Origin of the sequence: Nonomuraea solani (genome assembly GCF_900108335.1) — a bacterium.
Classification (GTDB): domain Bacteria; phylum Actinomycetota; class Actinomycetes; order Streptosporangiales; family Streptosporangiaceae; genus Nonomuraea; species Nonomuraea solani.
In genome coordinates, this window is sequence record NZ_FNVT01000042.1 from 21,401 (window position 1) to 39,046 (window position 17,646).

Annotated in this window: 19 protein-coding genes and 2 pseudogenes; 11 read left to right on the plus strand and 10 right to left on the minus strand. The window is 66.9% G+C overall.

Translation table 11 applies throughout. The features are described from left to right. Nucleotides 1–594 precede the first annotated feature (594 nt). Both C4V41_RS58270 and C4V41_RS58275 read left to right on the plus strand, forming a co-directional pair. On the plus strand, nucleotides 595–1,548 hold the full coding sequence (locus tag C4V41_RS58270; protein WP_146104240.1) for a PASTA domain-containing protein: 954 nt from the start codon (nucleotides 595–597) through the stop codon (nucleotides 1,546–1,548). 372 nt (nucleotides 1,549–1,920) lie between these two features. Continuing rightward, nucleotides 1,921–2,616, plus strand: a complete 696-nt coding sequence (locus C4V41_RS58275; protein WP_103964651.1) for a hypothetical protein — start codon at nucleotides 1,921–1,923, stop codon at nucleotides 2,614–2,616. A 339-nt stretch (nucleotides 2,617–2,955) separates the two neighbouring features. Here C4V41_RS58275 and C4V41_RS65720 read toward each other — a convergent pair whose 3' ends face one another. Both C4V41_RS65720 and C4V41_RS58285 read right to left on the minus strand, forming a co-directional pair. Further along, nucleotides 2,956–3,087, minus strand: a complete 132-nt coding sequence (locus C4V41_RS65720) for a hypothetical protein (RefSeq protein WP_268808952.1) — start codon at nucleotides 3,085–3,087, stop codon at nucleotides 2,956–2,958. Next, a complete protein-coding gene (locus C4V41_RS58285) occupies nucleotides 3,084–3,695 on the minus strand; it encodes a TetR/AcrR family transcriptional regulator (RefSeq protein WP_103964652.1) in 612 nt (203 codons plus the stop codon). Before C4V41_RS58285 ends, C4V41_RS65720 begins: the two co-directional genes overlap by 4 nt. A gap of 143 nt (nucleotides 3,696–3,838) precedes the next feature. On the opposite strand from C4V41_RS58285, the gene C4V41_RS58290 reads away from it, so the two are divergent. The 3 genes and pseudogenes from C4V41_RS58290 to C4V41_RS66475 form a co-directional block, all read left to right on the plus strand. Next, a complete protein-coding gene (locus C4V41_RS58290) occupies nucleotides 3,839–4,573 on the plus strand; it encodes an SDR family NAD(P)-dependent oxidoreductase (RefSeq protein WP_103964653.1) in 735 nt (244 codons plus the stop codon). 33 nt (nucleotides 4,574–4,606) lie between these two features. After that, nucleotides 4,607–5,230, plus strand: coding sequence for an NADPH-dependent F420 reductase (locus tag C4V41_RS58295; RefSeq protein WP_103964654.1), 624 nt, complete (start codon nucleotides 4,607–4,609; stop codon nucleotides 5,228–5,230). Between the two features lie 851 nt (nucleotides 5,231–6,081). Then, nucleotides 6,082–6,721: pseudogene (locus tag C4V41_RS66475) on the plus strand (Tn3 family transposase); the annotation flags it as partial. Nucleotides 6,722–6,802: 81 nt separating this feature from the next. On the opposite strand, the gene C4V41_RS65725 reads toward C4V41_RS66475, so the two are convergent. The 5 genes from C4V41_RS65725 to C4V41_RS58320 all read right to left on the minus strand — a co-directional run bounded on the left by C4V41_RS65725 (nucleotide 6,803) and on the right by C4V41_RS58320 (nucleotide 9,539). Next, nucleotides 6,803–6,925 carry a hypothetical protein gene (locus C4V41_RS65725; RefSeq protein WP_268808953.1) on the minus strand — a complete coding sequence of 41 codons (123 nt, stop codon included), beginning with the start codon at nucleotides 6,923–6,925 and terminating at the stop codon, nucleotides 6,803–6,805. Nucleotides 6,926–6,971: 46 nt separating this feature from the next. Further along, nucleotides 6,972–8,156, minus strand: coding sequence for a serine hydrolase domain-containing protein (locus C4V41_RS58310; RefSeq protein WP_103964655.1), 1,185 nt, complete (start codon nucleotides 8,154–8,156; stop codon nucleotides 6,972–6,974). A 52-nt stretch (nucleotides 8,157–8,208) separates the two neighbouring features. Next, entirely contained in the window at nucleotides 8,209–8,952 is a 744-nt protein-coding gene (locus C4V41_RS58315) for a DUF4097 family beta strand repeat-containing protein (RefSeq protein WP_160150776.1), read from the minus strand. A gap of 81 nt (nucleotides 8,953–9,033) precedes the next feature. Then, nucleotides 9,034–9,282, minus strand: a complete 249-nt coding sequence (locus C4V41_RS61475; protein ID WP_146104241.1) for a hypothetical protein — start codon at nucleotides 9,280–9,282, stop codon at nucleotides 9,034–9,036. Next, nucleotides 9,282–9,539, minus strand: coding sequence for a hypothetical protein (locus tag C4V41_RS58320; protein ID WP_103964657.1), 258 nt, complete (start codon nucleotides 9,537–9,539; stop codon nucleotides 9,282–9,284). Before C4V41_RS58320 ends, C4V41_RS61475 begins: the two co-directional genes overlap by 1 nt. 93 nt (nucleotides 9,540–9,632) lie before the next feature. Between C4V41_RS58320 and C4V41_RS58325 the strand changes: the two genes are divergently transcribed. Both C4V41_RS58325 and C4V41_RS63735 read left to right on the plus strand, forming a co-directional pair. Next, the gene (locus tag C4V41_RS58325; protein ID WP_200825002.1) at nucleotides 9,633–10,064 is read left to right on the plus strand and encodes an AfsR/SARP family transcriptional regulator; all 432 of its coding nucleotides are present in this window, start codon (nucleotides 9,633–9,635) and stop codon (nucleotides 10,062–10,064) included. Continuing rightward, complete coding sequence (locus tag C4V41_RS63735) at nucleotides 10,061–10,363, plus strand: hypothetical protein (protein WP_200825003.1); 303 nt, start codon at nucleotides 10,061–10,063, stop codon at nucleotides 10,361–10,363. Before C4V41_RS58325 ends, C4V41_RS63735 begins: the two co-directional genes overlap by 4 nt. A 374-nt stretch (nucleotides 10,364–10,737) precedes the next feature. Here C4V41_RS63735 and C4V41_RS58340 read toward each other — a convergent pair whose 3' ends face one another. Continuing rightward, nucleotides 10,738–11,640, minus strand: a complete 903-nt coding sequence (locus C4V41_RS58340) for a LysR family transcriptional regulator (RefSeq protein WP_103964658.1) — start codon at nucleotides 11,638–11,640, stop codon at nucleotides 10,738–10,740. 188 nt (nucleotides 11,641–11,828) lie between these two features. Between C4V41_RS58340 and C4V41_RS58345 the strand changes: the two genes are divergently transcribed. After that, nucleotides 11,829–12,134 (plus strand): DUF1330 domain-containing protein, encoded by a 306-nt coding sequence (locus C4V41_RS58345; protein ID WP_103964659.1) that lies wholly within the window; start codon nucleotides 11,829–11,831, stop codon nucleotides 12,132–12,134. Nucleotides 12,135–12,806: 672 nt separating this feature from the next. On the opposite strand, the gene C4V41_RS58350 is transcribed toward C4V41_RS58345, so the two are convergent. After that, entirely contained in the window at nucleotides 12,807–13,472 is a 666-nt protein-coding gene (locus tag C4V41_RS58350; protein WP_103964660.1) for an FMN-dependent NADH-azoreductase, read from the minus strand. Between the two features lie 96 nt (nucleotides 13,473–13,568). On the opposite strand from C4V41_RS58350, the gene C4V41_RS58355 reads away from it, so the two are divergent. Both C4V41_RS58355 and C4V41_RS58360 read left to right on the plus strand, forming a co-directional pair. Beyond that, on the plus strand, nucleotides 13,569–14,078 hold the full coding sequence (locus tag C4V41_RS58355; RefSeq protein ID WP_103964678.1) for a MarR family winged helix-turn-helix transcriptional regulator: 510 nt from the start codon (nucleotides 13,569–13,571) through the stop codon (nucleotides 14,076–14,078). Next, nucleotides 14,078–14,610: pseudogene (locus C4V41_RS58360) on the plus strand (transposase); the annotation flags it as partial. The gene C4V41_RS58355 and the pseudogene C4V41_RS58360, both read left to right, overlap by 1 nt. A 56-nt stretch (nucleotides 14,611–14,666) precedes the next feature. On the opposite strand, the gene C4V41_RS58365 reads toward C4V41_RS58360, so the two are convergent. Beyond that, nucleotides 14,667–15,791, minus strand: coding sequence for an FAD-dependent oxidoreductase (locus C4V41_RS58365; protein WP_103964661.1), 1,125 nt, complete (start codon nucleotides 15,789–15,791; stop codon nucleotides 14,667–14,669). Nucleotides 15,792–16,003: 212 nt separating this feature from the next. Here C4V41_RS58365 and C4V41_RS58370 point away from each other — a divergent pair, with 212 nt between their 5' ends. After that, nucleotides 16,004–17,620 (plus strand): thiamine pyrophosphate-binding protein, encoded by a 1,617-nt coding sequence (locus C4V41_RS58370; protein ID WP_160150777.1) that lies wholly within the window; start codon nucleotides 16,004–16,006, stop codon nucleotides 17,618–17,620. The last annotated feature ends 26 nt before the right edge of the window (nucleotides 17,621–17,646 follow it).

Sequence of the window (17,646 nt, forward strand, 5' to 3'; positions counted from 1 at the left end):
TCGTCGCCCAGGACGGTCCATGACTCCAGCCCTGTGACGGGCGACAAGACCCGCTGCACCTGCATGTTTCCTCCGGTGATCTGCGTGGCGGACGGCGGCGGACAACCACATCCAGCAGGCGCATCACCGGGGAAGAGTCGTTCGTCAGGGAGGTCGTGGACAGCAGCTCAAGCCCTGCAGGTAACGAGCGCTTCTTCGACAATCTCGACGAACGCCCACCACATACCGTCCGCGCGCCAACGCCATTCGAGCAGACCGCCAGCGGGCGTCCGAAGGCGCGGCGGCTTCGTGAGAAGTGACAAACCCGCCCCGCTCATCTTGACCACCGATCATGCCCGGGCCGACCGTGGGGGTGTCGAAGATCCAGGAGGGAACGCCGTGGTCACGTTCCGGAACAGATGGACCCAGGCGGTTGCGTCGCTGATGGCGCTGACGGTGGCCCGTCTCCGGCGAGCCGGGCCGAGTCGCGAACATCATCCGCTCGTACATAATTTCGGTCATCGCCGCGGCGCACGCGGAACATGGTCTGGAGGTCGGCACAGGCTGTCTGCTGAATCCCACCCTGGACCCGGAACGAGATTCACCGACCGGCCCGTGCGTCTCGGGACCGCGCGATGGCGGATGGCCCTGGCTGCGACGCTGCTCGGCGTCGCCGCGATTCAGGGCGGTACACCCGCGAGCGCCGCGGTCAACCCGGCAACAGCCGTCTCACCCAGATATCTGAACATTCACCAGTGCGTGTACGAAACCTACGACCCCAGTCCCAAACTCAAGGACTTGTACACGACGATCCTGCGCAGCAGCGCCGGCGGCACCCATGTCAGCAACGTTCCCGAGACCGGGATGAGCTGCCCGCCGAAAGCCGAAGGTGACAGGTTCCTCAACTCCGCACTGTCGGGCATCGTCGCACTCGACCTGAACGCGGGCCGCTACCTCAACCTCCACCAATGTACGTACTTCCGCATCTACCGCGAGTGGTTCACCACGATCCTGCCTGGCAGCGTCGGCGGCACCAACGTCAGCAACGTTCCCGAGACCGCGGCGAACTGCCCGCCACAAATGGTGGAGGGTTTCAACGTGCCCTCGCAATCGGGTGTCGTGGCACTCGACCTGAACGCGGGCCGTTATCTCAACCTCAGCCAATGCGTCTACCTCACCGACGACAACGACCTGGCCACGACCGTCCTGCCGTGGAGCCTCCTCGGTAACGGTGGCGGCACCAACATCAGCGACCTCCCCGATACCGGGGTGAATTGCCGAACGTATCCGGCGTGGGCATCCCTGCAGTCGCTGAAGGGCGTCATGGCACTCGATCTTCAGTCACCGGACTTGACCGGGCCTGTGCCGAATGTGCTGGACTGGTCGAGCAGCATGGCGGTTTCCGCCATCCGAGCAGCCGGCTTCGTCGCCCAAACCGTGCAAGGGAGTTTCGACTGCGGGCCCCCCTACGTTCAAAGTCAGTGGCCCGCTGGCGGCACCACGGCACCACTCGGCTCGACCGTCCACATCACCATCAGCCGGCAACCCCGCCCGGACGACTGCCCATAGCGCCAGTTCGCCCGTGTGCAGTTAAGGCAAGTGGGTGGTCTGGGAACGCGCCTGACGAGTATTCAGGGGTTGTAAAGGCACGTTAGCCATGTGAGGCACCGGCTGAGGCGGGCGCATCGCCGGCGGTGGGCGAATGCCGGCGGCCGTCACCCTGACCGGGCCATCACCGGCAAATGAGATGGGTGCGGCTCGTCTGCAGGGACCTACTGAACTGGGTCAGACGAGCCGCACCCATGTTGGATTCGGTGCTTTATTCCACGGTTGTCTGAGAGGCTCTGAGGCCTGATCGGTGCGGCGACGTTTCTTGATCGTCCGAACAGGGCGCCGAACGGCTGGAAGGATGCTGGGGACACGTTGACCCGAAGACCGGCGGTGGCTGTGCAGGACGACTATCTCGCCAGATGCGCACAGGCGATCGATGAGCTCAAGAGCAGTGACTTCATCCAGGTGGAGAAGGCTGAGCTTCGACCGACCACTCTCGATGTGCTCAGAGACCCCGACTGGGTGTTCGGAGACATCGCCGAGCGAACCGGGCTGAGCTTGGAGTCTGGCATTCGTGAATACTTCTTCGCAGCCGACCGAGTGCAAGTGTCCTGGTACAGCATGAGCGAACCTGATCTGAGGGGTGAGTTCTGCCTCAAACACTTGCACTGGGCGCTGCTGAGGGGCGAGGTGCCGCAGGACGCTTTCGGGACGATCAGCAGGGACCCCGTGAAGATGGAGGTGCTTGGCCAGCTCCGCTTCCTGGACCAGGAGCCGATGGCCGGAACGGCCCGGCTGACCGCGTTGCGCATCACACCCGGCGGGGACGACCTGCAGGTGTGGCTCTACGACATGAACAACGAACGCCTCGAACCGCTCGACCTCGACTACGCGAGTTACCTGGAGAACCTTCTGATTACCAAGGGTGCCTACCAGTGGCAATATCTCTTCGCCGAGGTCGATTTCAAGGAGCCGGAGTTCCACGACACCGCACGCCACCTGTCCGAAGTGTTGTGCTTGTTTCCGGAGATGTTCCCGGGTCATGACTATGCGCCTTTGCAAGAGCGTTTGGAGGCGCGGCTCTGAACGTGTGAGGGCGCGGAGTTGAAGTACTTCGCCGAACGGCTGCCGGCCACATTCGTCTACGCAGGCACCGACGTCGAAACCCAAGGTCTGTTCGCCGGGGTATGGGGCCGTCAGATCGTCTGGTCGCAGAGGTGAAGCGCGACGGCGAGCATGGCGTCGACCGTGATGACGGCCCCGCCGAACGACTGCTGCTGCCCCGATCGTCTCGTCTGAGCTGTCCGGTAGAGCGCTGAGGCTGTTCAGCACTATGGCAGCGTGCGGGGCCGGCATTTGCCAGGCCGACCACGTCGGCGGGTCCTCGGGGGGCGCCGATCTCCCCGGCGGCTTCTGCCGCCGCCTTCAGCAGGCGGGCGGCCAGTTCCCAAAAGCCGGCAGGTCCGGGCCAGGTGCCGGGCGGCTGGTGTCGCGTACCAGCGGGTGCAGCCGCGCGACCTGCAGCGCGTCCAGCCCGGCCGCGGAGTGCCAAGTCAACTCGACACTTCCTCCCGCCGCCCGTCATCGCCGGCTGTGGCGGGGATGGCGTTGTCGATGAGGACGGCGGCGATGGCGGCGGCGGTGGGGAAGGCGTCGGCATTGAGGACCCGGGTGCGGGCCGCGGCGCCGTCGATGAGCAGCGCGAGCTGCTCGCCGAGCTGTTCAGGGTCGGCGGCGCCGGCTTCGCGGGCGGTGTCGGCGAGCCGCGCGGCGACGGCCTTCTTGTAGTCGCGTGCGTACTGGGATGCGGGGTGCTGGGGGTCGTGCAGTTCGACGGTGGCGGCGATGTAGGGGCACAGGGGGGTGGTGGGGGGGATGTCGAAGGCGGCGAGGAGCCGTTCGCGGGGAGTGAGGTCGGTGCGGTCGAACACGCCGGACAGAACGGAGGGGTCGAACCGGCGCAGGTACTCGGCGACGAGTTCGTCCTTGCCGGTGAAGTGCTGGTAGGCCGTGCGCTTGGACACTTGGGCCGCCGCGCAAAGCTGGTCCATGCCGGTGCGGTTGACGCCCTGCTCGCGGAACAGTTGCTGGGACGCGCTGAGGATGCGCTCGCGGGCGCCCCGGCCGCGGCGGCGGCCCTGGGGGCCCTTCTCCAACTCCGTCACGAGCCCATGGTACCCGAGCCGGGTAACGATCGGTGTACATAGTTTGCGTCCCGGCCGCGCGCCCCCTACCGTAAGCACACAGAGCGGTGTACATAATGCCGTCATCCCAGGTGCGCACGGCACCACCGACCCAAAGGAGCAACATGGGAAAGCTCGACGGCAAGATAGCGGTCATCACCGGCGGCACCACCGGCATGGCGCTGGCCGGCGCGAAGCTGTTCGTCGACGAGGGAGCGCACGTCTTCATCACCGGCCGCCGCCAGGACGCCCTGGACGAGGCCGTGAAGCAGATCGGCCGCAACGTCACCGGCGTCCAGGGCGACGCCGCCGACCTGGACGACCTGGACCGCCTGTACGACACCGTAAAGCGGGAGAAGGGCAGCCTCGACGTGCTGTGGGCCAGCGCCGGCGGCGGCGAGCCCGCCCCGCTCGGCGAGATCACCGAGGCCCAGTTCGACACCTGGTTCGGGCTCAACGCCCGCGGCACCCTGTTCACCGTCCAGAAGGCCCTCCCGCTCTTCAACGACGGCGGCTCCATCCTCATGACCGGCTCCAACGCCTCCCTCGGCGCCTTCCCCGGCTGGAGCGTCTACGCCGGCAGCAAGGCCGTCCAGCAGGCCTGGGCCCGAATCTGGCTCAACGAACTCAAGGAACGCCGCATCCGCGTCAACGTCCTGACCCCCGGCCAGGTCGCCACCGCCAAGCAGGAAGAACTCTTCGACGAGGCCACCAAGCGCCAGTTCGAGTCCCTCATCCCTCGCGGCCAGATGGGCCGCCCCGACGAAATCGCCACCGCCGCCCTCTTCCTCGCCTCCGACGACTCCAGCTACGTCAACGGCATGGAACTCGTCGCCGACGGCGGCACCACCGCCATCTGAACCGAACAACACACAACTGGGGCAGGACATCTCATGAGCAACATCAGCATCATCGGCACCGGGAACATGGCCCGCACCATCGGCGCGCGGGCGGTGGCGGGCGGCAACACCGTCGAGGTCATGGGCCGCGATCAGTCCAAGGCCGCTGACCTGGCCAAGGCTCTCGGCGGCGGCACCACGACGGGAGAATGGGGCACCGCTCCGGCCGGGGACATCGTCATCGTGGCCCTGCTGTACGACGGTGTCGTGCCGGTCGTCGCCGAGTACGGAGACGCTCTCGCGGGCAAGGTCATCGTCGACATCAGCAATCCCTTCAATTCCACGTTCGACGGGCTGGCTCACCGCGAGGAGACCTCGATCGCGCAGGAAGTCGCCAAGGTCGCCCCGGCCGGCGCCAGCGTGGTAAAGGCGTTCAACACCGTCTTCCGTCATGTCCTGGAGAAGGGTCGGCCCGACGTCTTCATCGCTGGCGATAACGCGCAGGCCAAGGCAAGTGTGGAGGCGTTCGTCGAGAGCCTCGGGCTGCGCCCGCTGGACGTCGGTGGCCTGAAAATGGCGCACTGGCTGGAAGGAGCGGGCGTGGTCACAGTGGGCCTCGCCAACCACGGGGTGGGGAACGTGGACTTCGCCCTCAGCATCACCGAACTTCCCGTCTGAGCAAACGGTTGACGGATTACCGAAAGGAAAGCGCCCGCCGCATAACGGCGACGGGCAGGAAATGGCACTCAAGCCATGCGAGGTAGGCCTACCTCCTGGTGATGGCGAACCTACTGTCCATATCGGGTCTGGCCGGAGTACGCCAGAGTCCTGGGGCGCCGGCCTCGAACTGGTCGAGGAGCAGATCCTCACTCGCGCTCCGGAGGTAGCCCGGTTCCCGCAACCCCTGCGCGCGCTGACCCGTCTAACCGCCCGCAGCACGGCCTTGTCTCGGCAAGGGGCACGCATTCTCGTATGCGAGTGCGCCCGCCCAACGAGATCGCGCGCTATCAGTGACTTGGGCGAACGGGCCTTGGCGTACGTTTTTGTTCGCGCACACTCCGACGGCCGAGACGAGCAGTGCTCGATGGCGAGCTTGAGCCGGGTCACCGGGGTCTGCTCGGGTGGCGTCAGATCAAGGGTCCAGTTAGCGAACCTGCGCACGGTGTGGGTGATGTAGGGCGAGATGGTGGCCAGGTCGTCCAGGTCGACGGTCCTGCCTTCGGCGGCAACCAGTCGGCGAAGCCGTGGAATGCCTCATTGCGGTTGGTGACCTGGGTGATCTGCTCATGTAGCTGCAGTTCCGACAAATAGCGCAGCATTATGTGGAATCTGTCTCGTCAAGCCATGCTGATCGGTCGCGATCAGTTGGATGAATGACCCCAGAGCAGGATGACCTTGCTGACAACGGGATCGAAGCCGAGGATCGGGTGTTCTTGGCTTCCACCTTCCGGGGTCATCAGCACCGGCTTGCCGAGTTCGCTCCCGATCGCCCGCAGGAAGTCGCAGAGTGTGCCGACCCCCTCTTGACGATGCCACGCATCCCCAACTTCAAAGACCTGATCTTCTTCCGCGCCTCCGAGAAGATCGCCTATCCGCACATCGACCAGCTGTTCGGCGAGAGCGGCCGCAACGTGATCGACTGGAAGCTGATCGACAAGCACGGGGTCGACCTGATGCAGGTGGCGATCTCGATCAGGTAGGGCCGCCTGTCCTCGGCCACGTTGATGCGGCGCCTGCGGCCCGACTCCCGCAAGAACCGCATCTACAAGGCCTTCCGTGAGGTGGGCCGCAGCGTACGGACCGTCGCCCTGCTGCGGGCGCGCGTCAGCGTGGCGACCAACAAGGTCGAGTTTTCCAAGTGGCTCGGCTTCGGCGGGGTGCCGGCCGACAACGACCCCGAAGAGCAGGAGAAACTGATCAAGTTCAACACGCTGCCGGCCAACCTGGTCGTCTTCCACAACGCCCTGGACAATCTCCGACGTCGTGCGGCAGCTGGCTGCCGAGGGCCGGCAGATCACCGCCGGCCAACTCGGCCAGATCGCGCCCTACCTGCGGGCCCGCATCAGCCGCTTCGGCGCGTACGCCACCGACGAGCTGCGCCATCGGCCGGATCCGTTCGACCCCCCGCTGAAAGAGGTCGACTTCACCGACGTCGAACTGGCCGCGTGATCTCCGAGGCGCCGGCGGGGCGTCTGAGCGGAGCCGGTTCAGCAGTCCCGGTAGCGTGCGGTCATGACCGAGATGCCGGCGCTAACGCCCGATGATGCCTTGGCGATGCTGCTGGAGGGCAACCAGCGGTTCGTCGCCGGCGCGCTCCAGGTTCGGCATGGCCGGGAAGGTGTCCGCCGAGCCGCATGCGGTGCGCGAGCTCATCCGGCCTCGTACTCGTGAGGTCGGATGAGCCGGTGCTATTGAGCGGTCATCGTGATCTCGGCGGGCACATCTCGGCTTCCATTTCCTCGGTGAGGATGCTGATCGGGTTGCCCCAGTCGCCGTTGATGTTGGTGACGACCATGTGTCTGCCGTCTCGGGTGCCCATCGCATAGGTCCAGGAGCCGTGGATCCTGCCGCCGTTGCCCCAGACCGTCACGCCGCAGGACAGCTTCTGGGAGAAGATTCCGAGCCCGTAGGCGGTGTTGTCGATCCACTGCGCGCCCTTGGTGGAGACGGTGGTGAACATCTCCTTTTGCAGCGCGGGCGGCAGCAAACGGCCGTTCAGCACTGCCCGATAGAAGGTGTGCAGGTCGTTCATGGTCGAGACGATGCTGCCGGCTGCCCCGGCCCAGGAGGGGTTCATGTCGGTGAGGTCGTAGGGGGTTGTGGTGTCCTCGCCGACCGGGAACTTGACGTAGTGCCGTGCGTGCGGCTTGCGCAGCTTCGTGTCTTCGCCCGGCAGGTACGTCTTCCGCAGGCCGAGCGGGCGGATGATGCGCCGGTTGATCTCTTCGGCGTAGGACCTGCCGGTGACCTTCTCGATGATCATTCCGGCGAGCGTGAAGTTGGTGTTGGAGTAAGCCCACCCCTTGCCAGGCGCGAAGGAGGGCGGGTTACGCATGGCTGTCTTCACCAGTTGCTCGGGACGGTAGCTGTTGAAACGGGCCTTGAGGAAGGCGGTGCTCCACTGTTCGGTCGCCAGGTCCGCATCCGAGGTGTAGGAGAAGATGCCGCTGGTCTGGTTGAGCAGTTGCCTGATGGTGATCTTGCTGCCGTCGTGGCCGTTGCCCTTCACCACGCCGGGCAGCCACTTGTCCACGGTGTCGTCCAGGCTCAGCCGGCCCTCGGCCACCAGCTTCAACACCACGACCGCGACGAACGTCTTGGTGGTGCTGCCGGCCCGGAAGTACTCCTGCCGGCGGCGCTTGAGGTCGGTGTCGGTGTCGGCCACGCCTGCCGTACCGAACCATGATCTGCGGCCGTCACGGACTTCAGCCATGGCGCCAGGCATGCCGTCGGCCACGGCTCGGTCAAGCACTTGCTGGAGCCGGGCATGGTCGTCGGTGCGGTGGCCGGCGTGGTCGCCGGCCGCCGCCGGCGACGCGCTTACGGTCACGGCGACTGCGGCGGCGAGCAGGCAGGCGGTGGTGGTGCGGAGGATCTTGGTCATGGGTCGATCGCCCTTCATGCAGGTGGAGTATTGGTGTGGGGGAATACGTGAGTCAGCTGGTGACACGGTGGAGCAGGATGTCGCCCTGGGCGACGTGGGCGTGGAGCTCGACGGTGTTGCCGTCGGACACCTCGGAGTCGTCGCCCAGGTTGTCGCGGACCTTGCCGAGCGTGGTCTTGGCGTCCAGTAGTACGGCGATGCCATCCGGGACCCCGACGTTGATCGTCCCGGCGCCGACGTCCAGATCGGCGCGCCCGCGCGCCATCGCGCCGACCTTGACGGCGCCTTGCCCGACGGTCACGCGCAGGCCGTCTTCTGCCCGGTCCACCGTGACGTTCCCGGCGCCGTTGCCGATCACGGTGGCGCCGATACTCTCGCCGACCTTGATCTGGCCGTGGGCGGTGGTGAGGGCAGCCGGGCCCCCGGACGTGGCCACGGTGATGTCGCCGTCGTCGGTGCTCAGGCGCGACTCGCCGGTGCGGGCGAGGCGGATGTGGCCACGGGAGACGTGGGCCCGCACCTCGCCCAGGCGGCCCTGGCCGTTCAGGTGCCCGTCGCGGAGGCTGATGTCGAGCGCCGAGCCGTTGGGCAGTTCGACCGTCACTGCGACGCGTCCGGGAAGGGAACGGATGCTCGAGCGGTCCTTGACCGTCAGGCGGCCGCCTGTGTAGGTGACGCGGGCGCGTTCGGCGGCTGCGACGTCGGTGGCGTCGGCCGGATCGGCCGGCCGTACCATGACGGTGGTGTCGGTGCGCTGGGTCGCGCTGATGCGGATGTCGGCCGCGGTGAATGACAAGGCCGCGACGATCGGCTCCGGTGTGTCAAAGGTATCCATTGGTGGTTCACTTTCAGCGGGGGTCGGTGGCGGGCGGCGTGCTTACGCGCCGATGGAGACGCCGAACTCGGCTTCGATGACTTTGAACATGGGGTCCCAGGACTTCCACTCGGTGTTGGTGTGCATGGTGACGGTGTGCCGGCCATCGGGAGTGCCGACCGCGAAGAAATAGAAGCCCCAGAAGCTGCCGCCGACGCCGCGCAACGTCCGGTCGTCTGCTCGTCGAACTCGAACATGCCCAGGCCGTAGCGGGCGTATGGCATCCAGAGGCGGCAGGCCGGGCTCCTCCATCAGCGGTGGCTGAGCTCCGGGGCCAGAAGCGTCGCGGACGTGAAGGCCTTGCCGCTGCTGTCGCGCGGGGAAGCGGTTTTGATGTCGGCCACGCCAGCGGTGCCGAACCAGGTGCGGTCGCCGTCCTTGACATCGGTGACGATGCCGGGAATGCCGACCTCGGCCACCGACCAGTCGAGCACCTGCTGCACGTTCTCGTGGGCTGCCATCGCACTGCCTTTCGGGCGTTTCTTCCGTACGTCCTCCACGGTGTCCACCGGCGCTTACATACGTCTTAGAACGCTCTTTTAGCCGGTATGGCGCCACTTTCAAACGGCACGTGCGCGTCTTTGCGCTCATAGCCTTTGTGCATGCGGATGGAGTTGCCGGGACCGGTCCGGGCCTGTGCCGACGATGGCACGCCGATCGAGGTCGGCGGCGTCATGGTCCGAGCGCTGCCGGCCCGGCTGGCTCTGGGCGAGGCCGAGGTCGTGGAGAGGGCGGCCGACGGGTACCGCCTGCACGTACGCGCCGAGGACGTCGACGCCTGTCGGTTCGAGGAGAAGGCGAAGCGGGGTGGTCGCGAACTGGCCGCGGGTGACGTGCGGCCAGCGGCCTCGCTGCCGGACGAGGCGCTGGCGCTGTGGAGGGGAGACGCGCTGGCCGGGTTGCCGGAGTCCTCCCGGCTGGTCACCGTCGTGGGCCCCGGAGGAGTGGGCAAGACCCGGCTGGCCGTGGAGGCCGTGAGCCGGCATCGGTCCATCAGCGAGGCCGGGCCTGGCTGGTCTTCCTGGCCGCGATGAACACGGCCGATGGGTTGGTGGAGGCGGCGCTGAGCACGATCAGCCTCGCCGGAGCCCAGCCGGCCGGCACGCCACTGGAGCGGGTGGTCAACCTGCCCGCCGGTGGTGAAGGCGTGCTGGTTCTGGACAACTGCCAACAGATCTCCGGAGCCGCCTATGGTGTCACGGTGGTTCGGGCGTTTCCGCGGTGGTCTGCGGAGGTGGCGGGCGGCGTTGGCGTAGCGGATGGCGGTCTTGTCATCGATGCCGACCACGGTGGCCAGATGCAGGGGATCGGGGCTGCGGGTCAGAGCCGGTGACCAGCAAGGAGGGATGGCGAGCGTTCGTCGCCGAGCACCCGCTGTCCCCGGTGCTGCCGCTGACCTTGGAGAAGGTGGCGCACCTGCTGTGACGGGCTGGGCTCCGGCGACATTCTCGTGCCCGGTTCACGTCGCCGCGCCGACCGCGTCGGCGAAGGCGCGGTATCCGCCGAGATCTCGCGCTGTGCGAGGACGTCGCCGCGGTGTACGACTCGGACCGGATCCGGGGCCATCATCGGATGCTGATCCGCCGGCGGAGCGAGGTCGTGTCGGACGTTCAGCAAGACCGCCGTCGTCATCACCGCGAAGTCCGCCGGGCGCAAGGTCTTCGGCCTCGCCACCGCAGGCGTCCGTCTCGCTTGACCTCTTGCGCGTCAGTCCGGCAGCCAGTGCAGCTCGTGCGCCAGGGTTTTGGCGACGGCACGGATGCGGCGGTGAAGCGGCGACTGCTCGCGTGGGAGGACCAGGTGGATCGTCAGGCTGGGCGCGCCCCGCAGCGGTCGCCAGGTGAGACCGGCCGGTTGTGCCGTGACCGCGGCTTCTCCGGCCGGGGCGAGGGTGATCCCGTCGCGCAGGTCGCGCTGAGACATGTCGAAAGAGACTGCGGGCGTGTGGAATCGGGGGTGTGGTCGGATGTCTCGGAAAAGGGCGGACAGCTGATCGTGGATCACGGGGTTGGCCGCACGGTCCGGGAGTCGCAGCGGATACGCGGCCGCGTCGGCGATCTCGATCTCCGGGTGTTCGGCCAGCGGATGGTGCTGCGCCAGCTGGACCCCGACGCGCATACGCCGCAGCAGGGACCGGCGCACGCCACGGCCCGGCTGTTCACCGCGGGTGATCCCGGCATCGATGCGGCCGTCGGCGACCGCGGGGGAGATCTCCGGTGTCGCCATCGGGACCGCGCCGACCTCGAGTCCGCTGTTGCCGCGAATCAGCCTGTCCACCAGGGCCGGTACCGTCTCGGCCCCGGCGCTGAGGCTGTACCCGATGCGCAGCGTGCCCAGTTCACCGGCCGCCGCGCTCCGGGCGGTGTCCCATGCCCGGTCCAGCGCCGCCAGCGCGGGCGGCGCGGACTCCGCCAAAGCCGCACCGGCCGTGGTCAATACGACGCTACGCGTGTTGCGGACCAGCAGGGCCGTACCGAGTTCCGCCTCCAATCGGCGTATCCGGGCGCTGAGTGCGGGCTGTGCGATACCGATCCGTGCGGCCGCGCGGGTGAAGTTCAACTCCTGCGCCAGCACCAGGAAGTACCGCAGGCTCACCGTATCCGGCGCCACGTGCCCTCCCTGCCGATTGATAACGATCCGTTCTGAGTCTATCCCGTACCGATCTTTCCCTCGACTGCACATCAAGCCCTAACCTGCGCATATGACGATTCAACTGACCGCAGTACCCGTCGCCGGGATCGATCGATCTGAGTGTCAATTCGAAGTCGGACGTGTCCGGCCCAACACAGGAGGTTTCCATGGCTAAGGGCTACTGGGTCAGTGTCTACCCCGCCATTTCCGACCCTGAGAGGCTGACGGCCTACGACAAGCTGGCCGGTGCGGCCGTCCAGGCTGGGGGAGGGCGCGTCCTGTCCCGGATCCCGTCCCATGGCGGTCGAGTCGTCGCCCACGAGGCCGGAATCACGCAACGCGTCGTTCTGATCGAGTTCGACAGCTTTGACCAGGCCGTCGCGGCATACGAGAGCGAGGCATACCAGAAGGCGCTGGTGGCCCTCCCCGACGGCTTCGAGCGAGACTTCCGCATCATCGAAGGCATCGACTGACCGGCGGGCCAGCCATCGCTGAGCATCCGTGACCTGATACGCACACGGTGCTGAACGACGACTCACGAGACGAGTTCGAAGCCATGCCCCGCGTCCCGGTTCGTCGTCGACGTCCTCGACGTCCTCGACGGCCTGATCCCTGCCGGGCGGATCGAAGAAGCGACGTGACGTCCGGGGCGGCTGGACTGTCTCGCTGACCTCATCGACGAAACTCACCCTCGCCCGAAGCGAACGCGAACCGCTTCTCACACGACAGATCGGTCCAGCGAACACACGGCTTCGATGACCAGGGACGCATCCTGCATCCATCTGCCGTGTGCCCCGTCGGGGCTACTCAGAGTTTGAAGAACCGCAGGTCAAGACCTCTTTCGAGGGGTTTCGATCTGCGGTTCTTCTGCTGTTGAAGTAGCCCAGGGGCGCGCCTGGCCGCGCCAGGATGGCGCACTGGAGCCGGCGACGGCGTGCTGCGGTGGGCCGGCACCCGCGCCGACCTGCCCAGGGTGCGGGTGTGGATCGGCCCCTACAGGTAGGGCCCACCATCCAGTTCAACGACTCCTTCGACAACGACGGCCAGGGCAAGGACGCCCTGATCGGCGAGCCGGCCTCGAAGGGCTCCCGCGACTGTGGGTTGTCCTTCTGTCTTGGCTTTGCTGATGGTTCGGGGAGTCGTGGTCATGACGGCGTCTCGGTGCGCACCCGGGTTGCCAGGGCGTGTACCGCGTCGAGCGCCGCGGTATGGGAGGTCTCGTGCTGGTCGCGGAACTGTGCGAGGAAGGGCATGACCGTGGCGTGGGTGAGTTCGGCATGGACGAAGGTGACGTCGTCGAGTCCGAGCACGGAGAAGTAGGCGCGCAGGTAGGGCTCGTAGAAGTCGAAGTGCTCGCGGGGGGTGCCGGGTCCGTAGGCGCCGCCGCGCGCGCTCAGCACCACGGCTGACTTCCCCTTGAGCGGTAGCCAGGGCAGGGTGACGCGGTCGATCCACGCCTTGAACGCGGCGGGCACCGTGAAGTTGTACATCGGCACGCCCAGAAGCAGGACGTCGGCCGCGAGGAGTTGCTCCACCAGCGGGCGGGTGGCCGCCCAGCTCCTGGCCAGCTCGGGAGCGCCGACGGCTATCTGGTCCATGGTCGCGATGTCGCGCACCCCGTTCACCGATGACTGGGTGGCGAGGCGGACCCGGTCTTCGTCGATGGGCGGCACCGGATCGGCCACCAGGTCCAGGTAGGTGTAGACACCGTCCGGGTGGGTGGCCCGCCAGTCGGCCACGAAGGTCTCGCCGAGCCTGCGGGAGAACGACTCGCTGCGTCCGCTGGCGTCCAGATGCAGAAGATGCGTCACAAGATTGCCTCACATTCAAGATGGTCTGGAATCGCAATCAATATAGACCAAGATAGTTTTAAATCAAGAACATCTTGGCTTGGTATCATGCTGTCCATGGCCCACGCCCCCACATCCGAAGGTCCGCACGGGAGCGGGCTACACCAGGACCTGCACTGGCTGTTCGCACGACTGAAGCAAGGCCTGGCCACCGCCGAGACCGCCGCGGTGCGCGAGCACGGCATGACCCTGTGGGGCTACACGGTGCTGGTGGCCGTCGTCGAAGCCCCCGCCCGCACCCAGCTCGCCCTCGCCCAGGCCGTATCGGTCGACAAGAGCAAGCTGGTCCTCATCCTTGACGAACTGGAAGACGCCGGCCTGGTACGCCGCCGCCCCGACCCCGCCGACCGCAGAGCCCGCATCATCGAGGCCACCCCCGAGGGCGAAAGCGCCCTCAAAGCCGCCCGCGCCGACATCGAGACGATCGAGAACCGGCTCTTGGCCGACCTCGCCCCCTCGGCCCGGACCACACTGCAGAGCTCGCTACAACATCTCGCCGGCGAGCCCATCGCAAAGGTCGAGGACGGACGGTCACCCGAAACCGCCTGCGCGCCCGACCCGGCCTGACCGCCCGGCGCTCCGACCTGGCCGGGTGGGCGCAGTACGGCTACTGCGCCTCCCACACGCGCTCCTTCTGGGGGCTGCGGCTGCACCTGCTGTGCACGCTGGGCGGACTGCCGCTGCTATTCGCCCTGACCGGCGCCAAAGCCGATGAGCGCGAGGTCCTGATCGGCATGCTGCAGGACGCGCCGGACGTGCTCGCCGCACACCCGCATCAGACGATCATCGCCGACCGGCAGTACTACGGCTGCGCCTTCGAAGCCACGCTGGCCGAAAGCAAGCTGCAGTTGCTGCGCCCGGCCCGCCGCGGCGAGCCGGAGCGGGCCGGCTTGCGGTTGTTCAAGCCGCTGCGACAGACCATCGAGTCCATCAACCAGATCTTCAAAGGCCAGCTCGACCTGGAGCGTCACGGGGCCGCACCCGCTCCGGTGTGGTCATCCGCGTGCTGGCTCGCATTCTGGCGCTGACTGCTGCGATCTGGCTGAACGACAGCACAGGCCAGCCCATCAAGCGATCATTGATCGCCTACGACCACTGAACGTGACCGCATCCCTTTGCGTCAACCATCTAGGTGAGGCGGGGTACCGCCGCCGGTCACAAGGAGATCGACAACCTCGGATCGACCAGACGTTCGTTGCGCGGGTGGTGGATGTGGAACTCCGGCATCGGTACCGGCGGCCGTTGACCGAACGCCCCGGCCATGTACTCCACCAGCTCTCGGCACCTCTCCGGATCGAACGTCTCATCGCAGGTTTCCTCGACGGTGCCCCCGATGATGACATGGTCGTTGCGCGGGAACAGGTACCCGTTCTGGCCGTAGAGATATTCCAGGTTCGGCTGTGGACGCAACATCGCGAGCTGTCCTCTGAGCGGGAGCATGTCGGAGTCGTTCCACAGGTCCTTCGCGCCGAGCCCGGTGCAGTTAATGATGGTCTTCTGCGTCAAGGACGTGAGCACGTCCGCGCTGTTGATGAATCTCCGGTTCACGAACGTGACCCCACGCGCTTTCAGATCGCGTTCCAGCCTGGGGATGAAGATCGGCGGTTCGACCAGCAGCGTCCGGTACCTGTAGCCGGAGGTGTCGTGTCCCTCGAACGGCAGGCGCTTCAGGTATTCGCGCTGCGGCAGCAGTCCCGGGACGAGGTCGTGCACCACCTCGATGCCCGACGTGGCGTTGACGCTGTAGTTGTCGACCTCGGAGACGCCGAAGCCCTTGCCGATGCTGGCCTTGAACATCGTGTAGGCGGTCCTGAGGATGTACTGGAGCTCCTGCACCTTGGCGAAGTCCTTGGAATACTCCAGGAGGGACACGGCCCATTGGCCGCCGGCCTTGTATGACGTGGTCTCGACCGGCTTGCGGTCGAAGTAGATCGTGACGTCGAGTCCGAGGTCGAGCAACAGCGTGGCGGCGGTCAGCCCCATGACGCCGGCGCCGAGCACCGCGACCTCCCGTTCGGTGGTCTCGTTCTGGATCCGGTGTCTGAGCACCATGTCCCGCACCTTGGCTGCACAGCCCCAGCTCAGCGTGATGCCTCCGCCGCCGTGGCCATAGTTGTGGACGACGAGCTTGTCGCCCAGCTCCTCCCCGTCGAGCCGGTAGGACTTCGTCCGGTAGGGCCTCAGACCCGCGACGCACGCGCCCGGCTGATAGGGATCGAAAGTGAAATCCGCAGTCGGCAGATTCGACAGGGTGCTCACACCACGCTCGTCCAGCAACATGTCCGGCTCCGATGATCAGATGCTTGGCCATCGGTACGCCTACCCGATCGACCGGCCGGACGCTTCTGACCTGCGAAAACATAAGGTCAAGCCTTGGATCCCGCGCGTTCGCCCGGCCGCGCGCCCGGGTAGGCGTCCGAGCGGCCGGGCGATCCGTGCCTGTCAGTTTCCGACTGATCTGCCGTACGGCGGGCATGACCAGGAGCGTTATCGTGCCATTCACCGTCGCCGACTACATCCTCAAGCGGCTGAGCCAGCACCAGGTCGACACCCTGTTCGGCGTGCCCGCCGCATACGGTGCGCCGCTGTTCGACGCGGTGGGCGCGCATGACATCAAACCGGTCGTGACCACCACCGACCTGGAAGCGGGATACGCGGCCGACGGTTATGCGCGTACGAAGGGTCTCGGCGTCGTCTCGGTGGCCAACGGCGTCGGCGTGCTCAGCATGATCAACGCCATCGCCGGAGCTTTCGTGGAGCGCAGCCCGGTCGTCGTCGTGAACGGCGGTCCGAACGCCGCCAACCTGGCCAACCTGAAGGAGCTCGACGTCCTGTTCTCGCACTCGACCGGCCAGCCTGACGGTGATCTCAACGCCTACCGGCTGGTCACCGCGAGCGCGGCCCGCGCCGAGCAGGCCGCCGACGTGCCCGCACTGGTCGACCACGCGATCTCGACGGCCATCAGGCGGAAACGGCCGGTCTACCTCGAAGTCAACCGGGCTATCTGGACGGCCGACTGCACGCCCCCCGACAGTTCGCTGCCCGTCACCAACCCGGCGGTGGGCACCGAGGAGCAACTCGCCATCACGATCATCGGGCTCATCCGCGCCGCCACGAAGCCGGTGCTTATCGTGGGCCTCGAGATTCAGCGCTATGGGCTCGCCGGAACGATGGCCGACCTGATCGCCAAACTCGGGATCCGCTGGTCGGCCCAGGTGCCGGCCAAGTCGGTGCTGTCCGAGGAGGAAGACGGCTGGGTCGGGATCTTCGCCCCGCCCAGCTCCCAGCCCGCCGCCGTCCAGGAGGCGGACCTGATCGTGATGCTCGGCTGCGTCTTCCCCAGCAGCTATGCCACCTTCATCCGCAACGGCACCAACCGCATCGTCACCGCCTACGACGGCAAAGTGAAGATCAAGAACGGGACCAAGCAGGACGCGGACATCCTCGCCCTGATGAGCGCGCTCGTAGCCGAAGCGGCCAAGCAGGCGCCGCAGCCCGTACCCGCGGCCGTTGACCCGGCCCCGCCCCCCGCCTCGGGCCCGCTGACCTACGCCCAGGTGTTCGACCGCGTCGGCGCCGCGCTGGACGACTCATGGCTCGTGATACCCGACACCTTCCTCGGCAGCGCCTCAGCCGCGAACCTGCCGGTCAAAGGCCGCGACGGGTACCTGTCCGGTGCCGTGTGGGCCTCCATCGGCCACTCCGTGGCCGCCGCGGTCGGCGCGTCCTTCGGGTCGAGCCGTCGCCCCCTGGTCATCTGCGGCGACGGCGGCTTCCATACGAGCGCCCAGGCACTGTCCACGTTCGCGCACTACTGCCGCAATCCCGTCGTCCTGGTCATCGACAACGGCGTCTACGGCCTGGAGCAGTACATCATCGATTCGAGCTACTACAACGACCCCAACGCGGCGCCGAAGCCGTATGTCGTGCTCAACCCATGGGATTTCGCCAAGTTCGCCCACAGCCTCGGCCTCGGCGTCCGCAACACCTACTCCGTGGACACTGCGGCAGAGCTCGCCCAGGCGCTCGCCGACGCGGCGGAGTCCGCTGCCCCGGCGCTGATCGTCGCGAAGGTCAGCCCGCGGAGCCTGCCCTCGCTGTTGCCCTGAGTCGCGTCCCCGGGCCGCCCCGGCGG

Excerpts from the sequence above, each read along its gene's own strand:
- C4V41_RS58290 (WP_103964653.1), top strand. The coding sequence starts at position 3,839 with ATGGGAAAGCTCGACGGCAAGATAGCGGTCATCACCGGCGGCACCACC.
- C4V41_RS58295 (WP_103964654.1), top strand. The coding sequence starts at position 4,607 with ATGAGCAACATCAGCATCATCGGCACCGGGAACATGGCCCGCACCATC.
- C4V41_RS65725 (WP_268808953.1), bottom strand. The coding sequence starts at position 6,925 with ATGAGCTCGCGCACCGCATGCGGCTCGGCGGACACCTTCCCGGCCATG.
- C4V41_RS58310 (WP_103964655.1), bottom strand. The coding sequence starts at position 8,156 with ATGACCAAGATCCTCCGCACCACCACCGCCTGCCTGCTCGCCGCCGCA.
- C4V41_RS61475 (WP_146104241.1), bottom strand. The coding sequence starts at position 9,282 with ATGGAGGAGCCCGGCCTGCCGCCTCTGGATGCCATACGCCCGCTACGG.
- C4V41_RS58325 (WP_200825002.1), top strand. The coding sequence starts at position 9,633 with ATGCGGATGGAGTTGCCGGGACCGGTCCGGGCCTGTGCCGACGATGGC.
- C4V41_RS63735 (WP_200825003.1), top strand. The coding sequence starts at position 10,061 with ATGAACACGGCCGATGGGTTGGTGGAGGCGGCGCTGAGCACGATCAGC.
- C4V41_RS58345 (WP_103964659.1), top strand. The coding sequence starts at position 11,829 with ATGGCTAAGGGCTACTGGGTCAGTGTCTACCCCGCCATTTCCGACCCT.
- C4V41_RS58355 (WP_103964678.1), top strand. The coding sequence starts at position 13,569 with ATGGCCCACGCCCCCACATCCGAAGGTCCGCACGGGAGCGGGCTACAC.
- C4V41_RS58365 (WP_103964661.1), bottom strand. The coding sequence starts at position 15,791 with ATGTTGCTGGACGAGCGTGGTGTGAGCACCCTGTCGAATCTGCCGACT.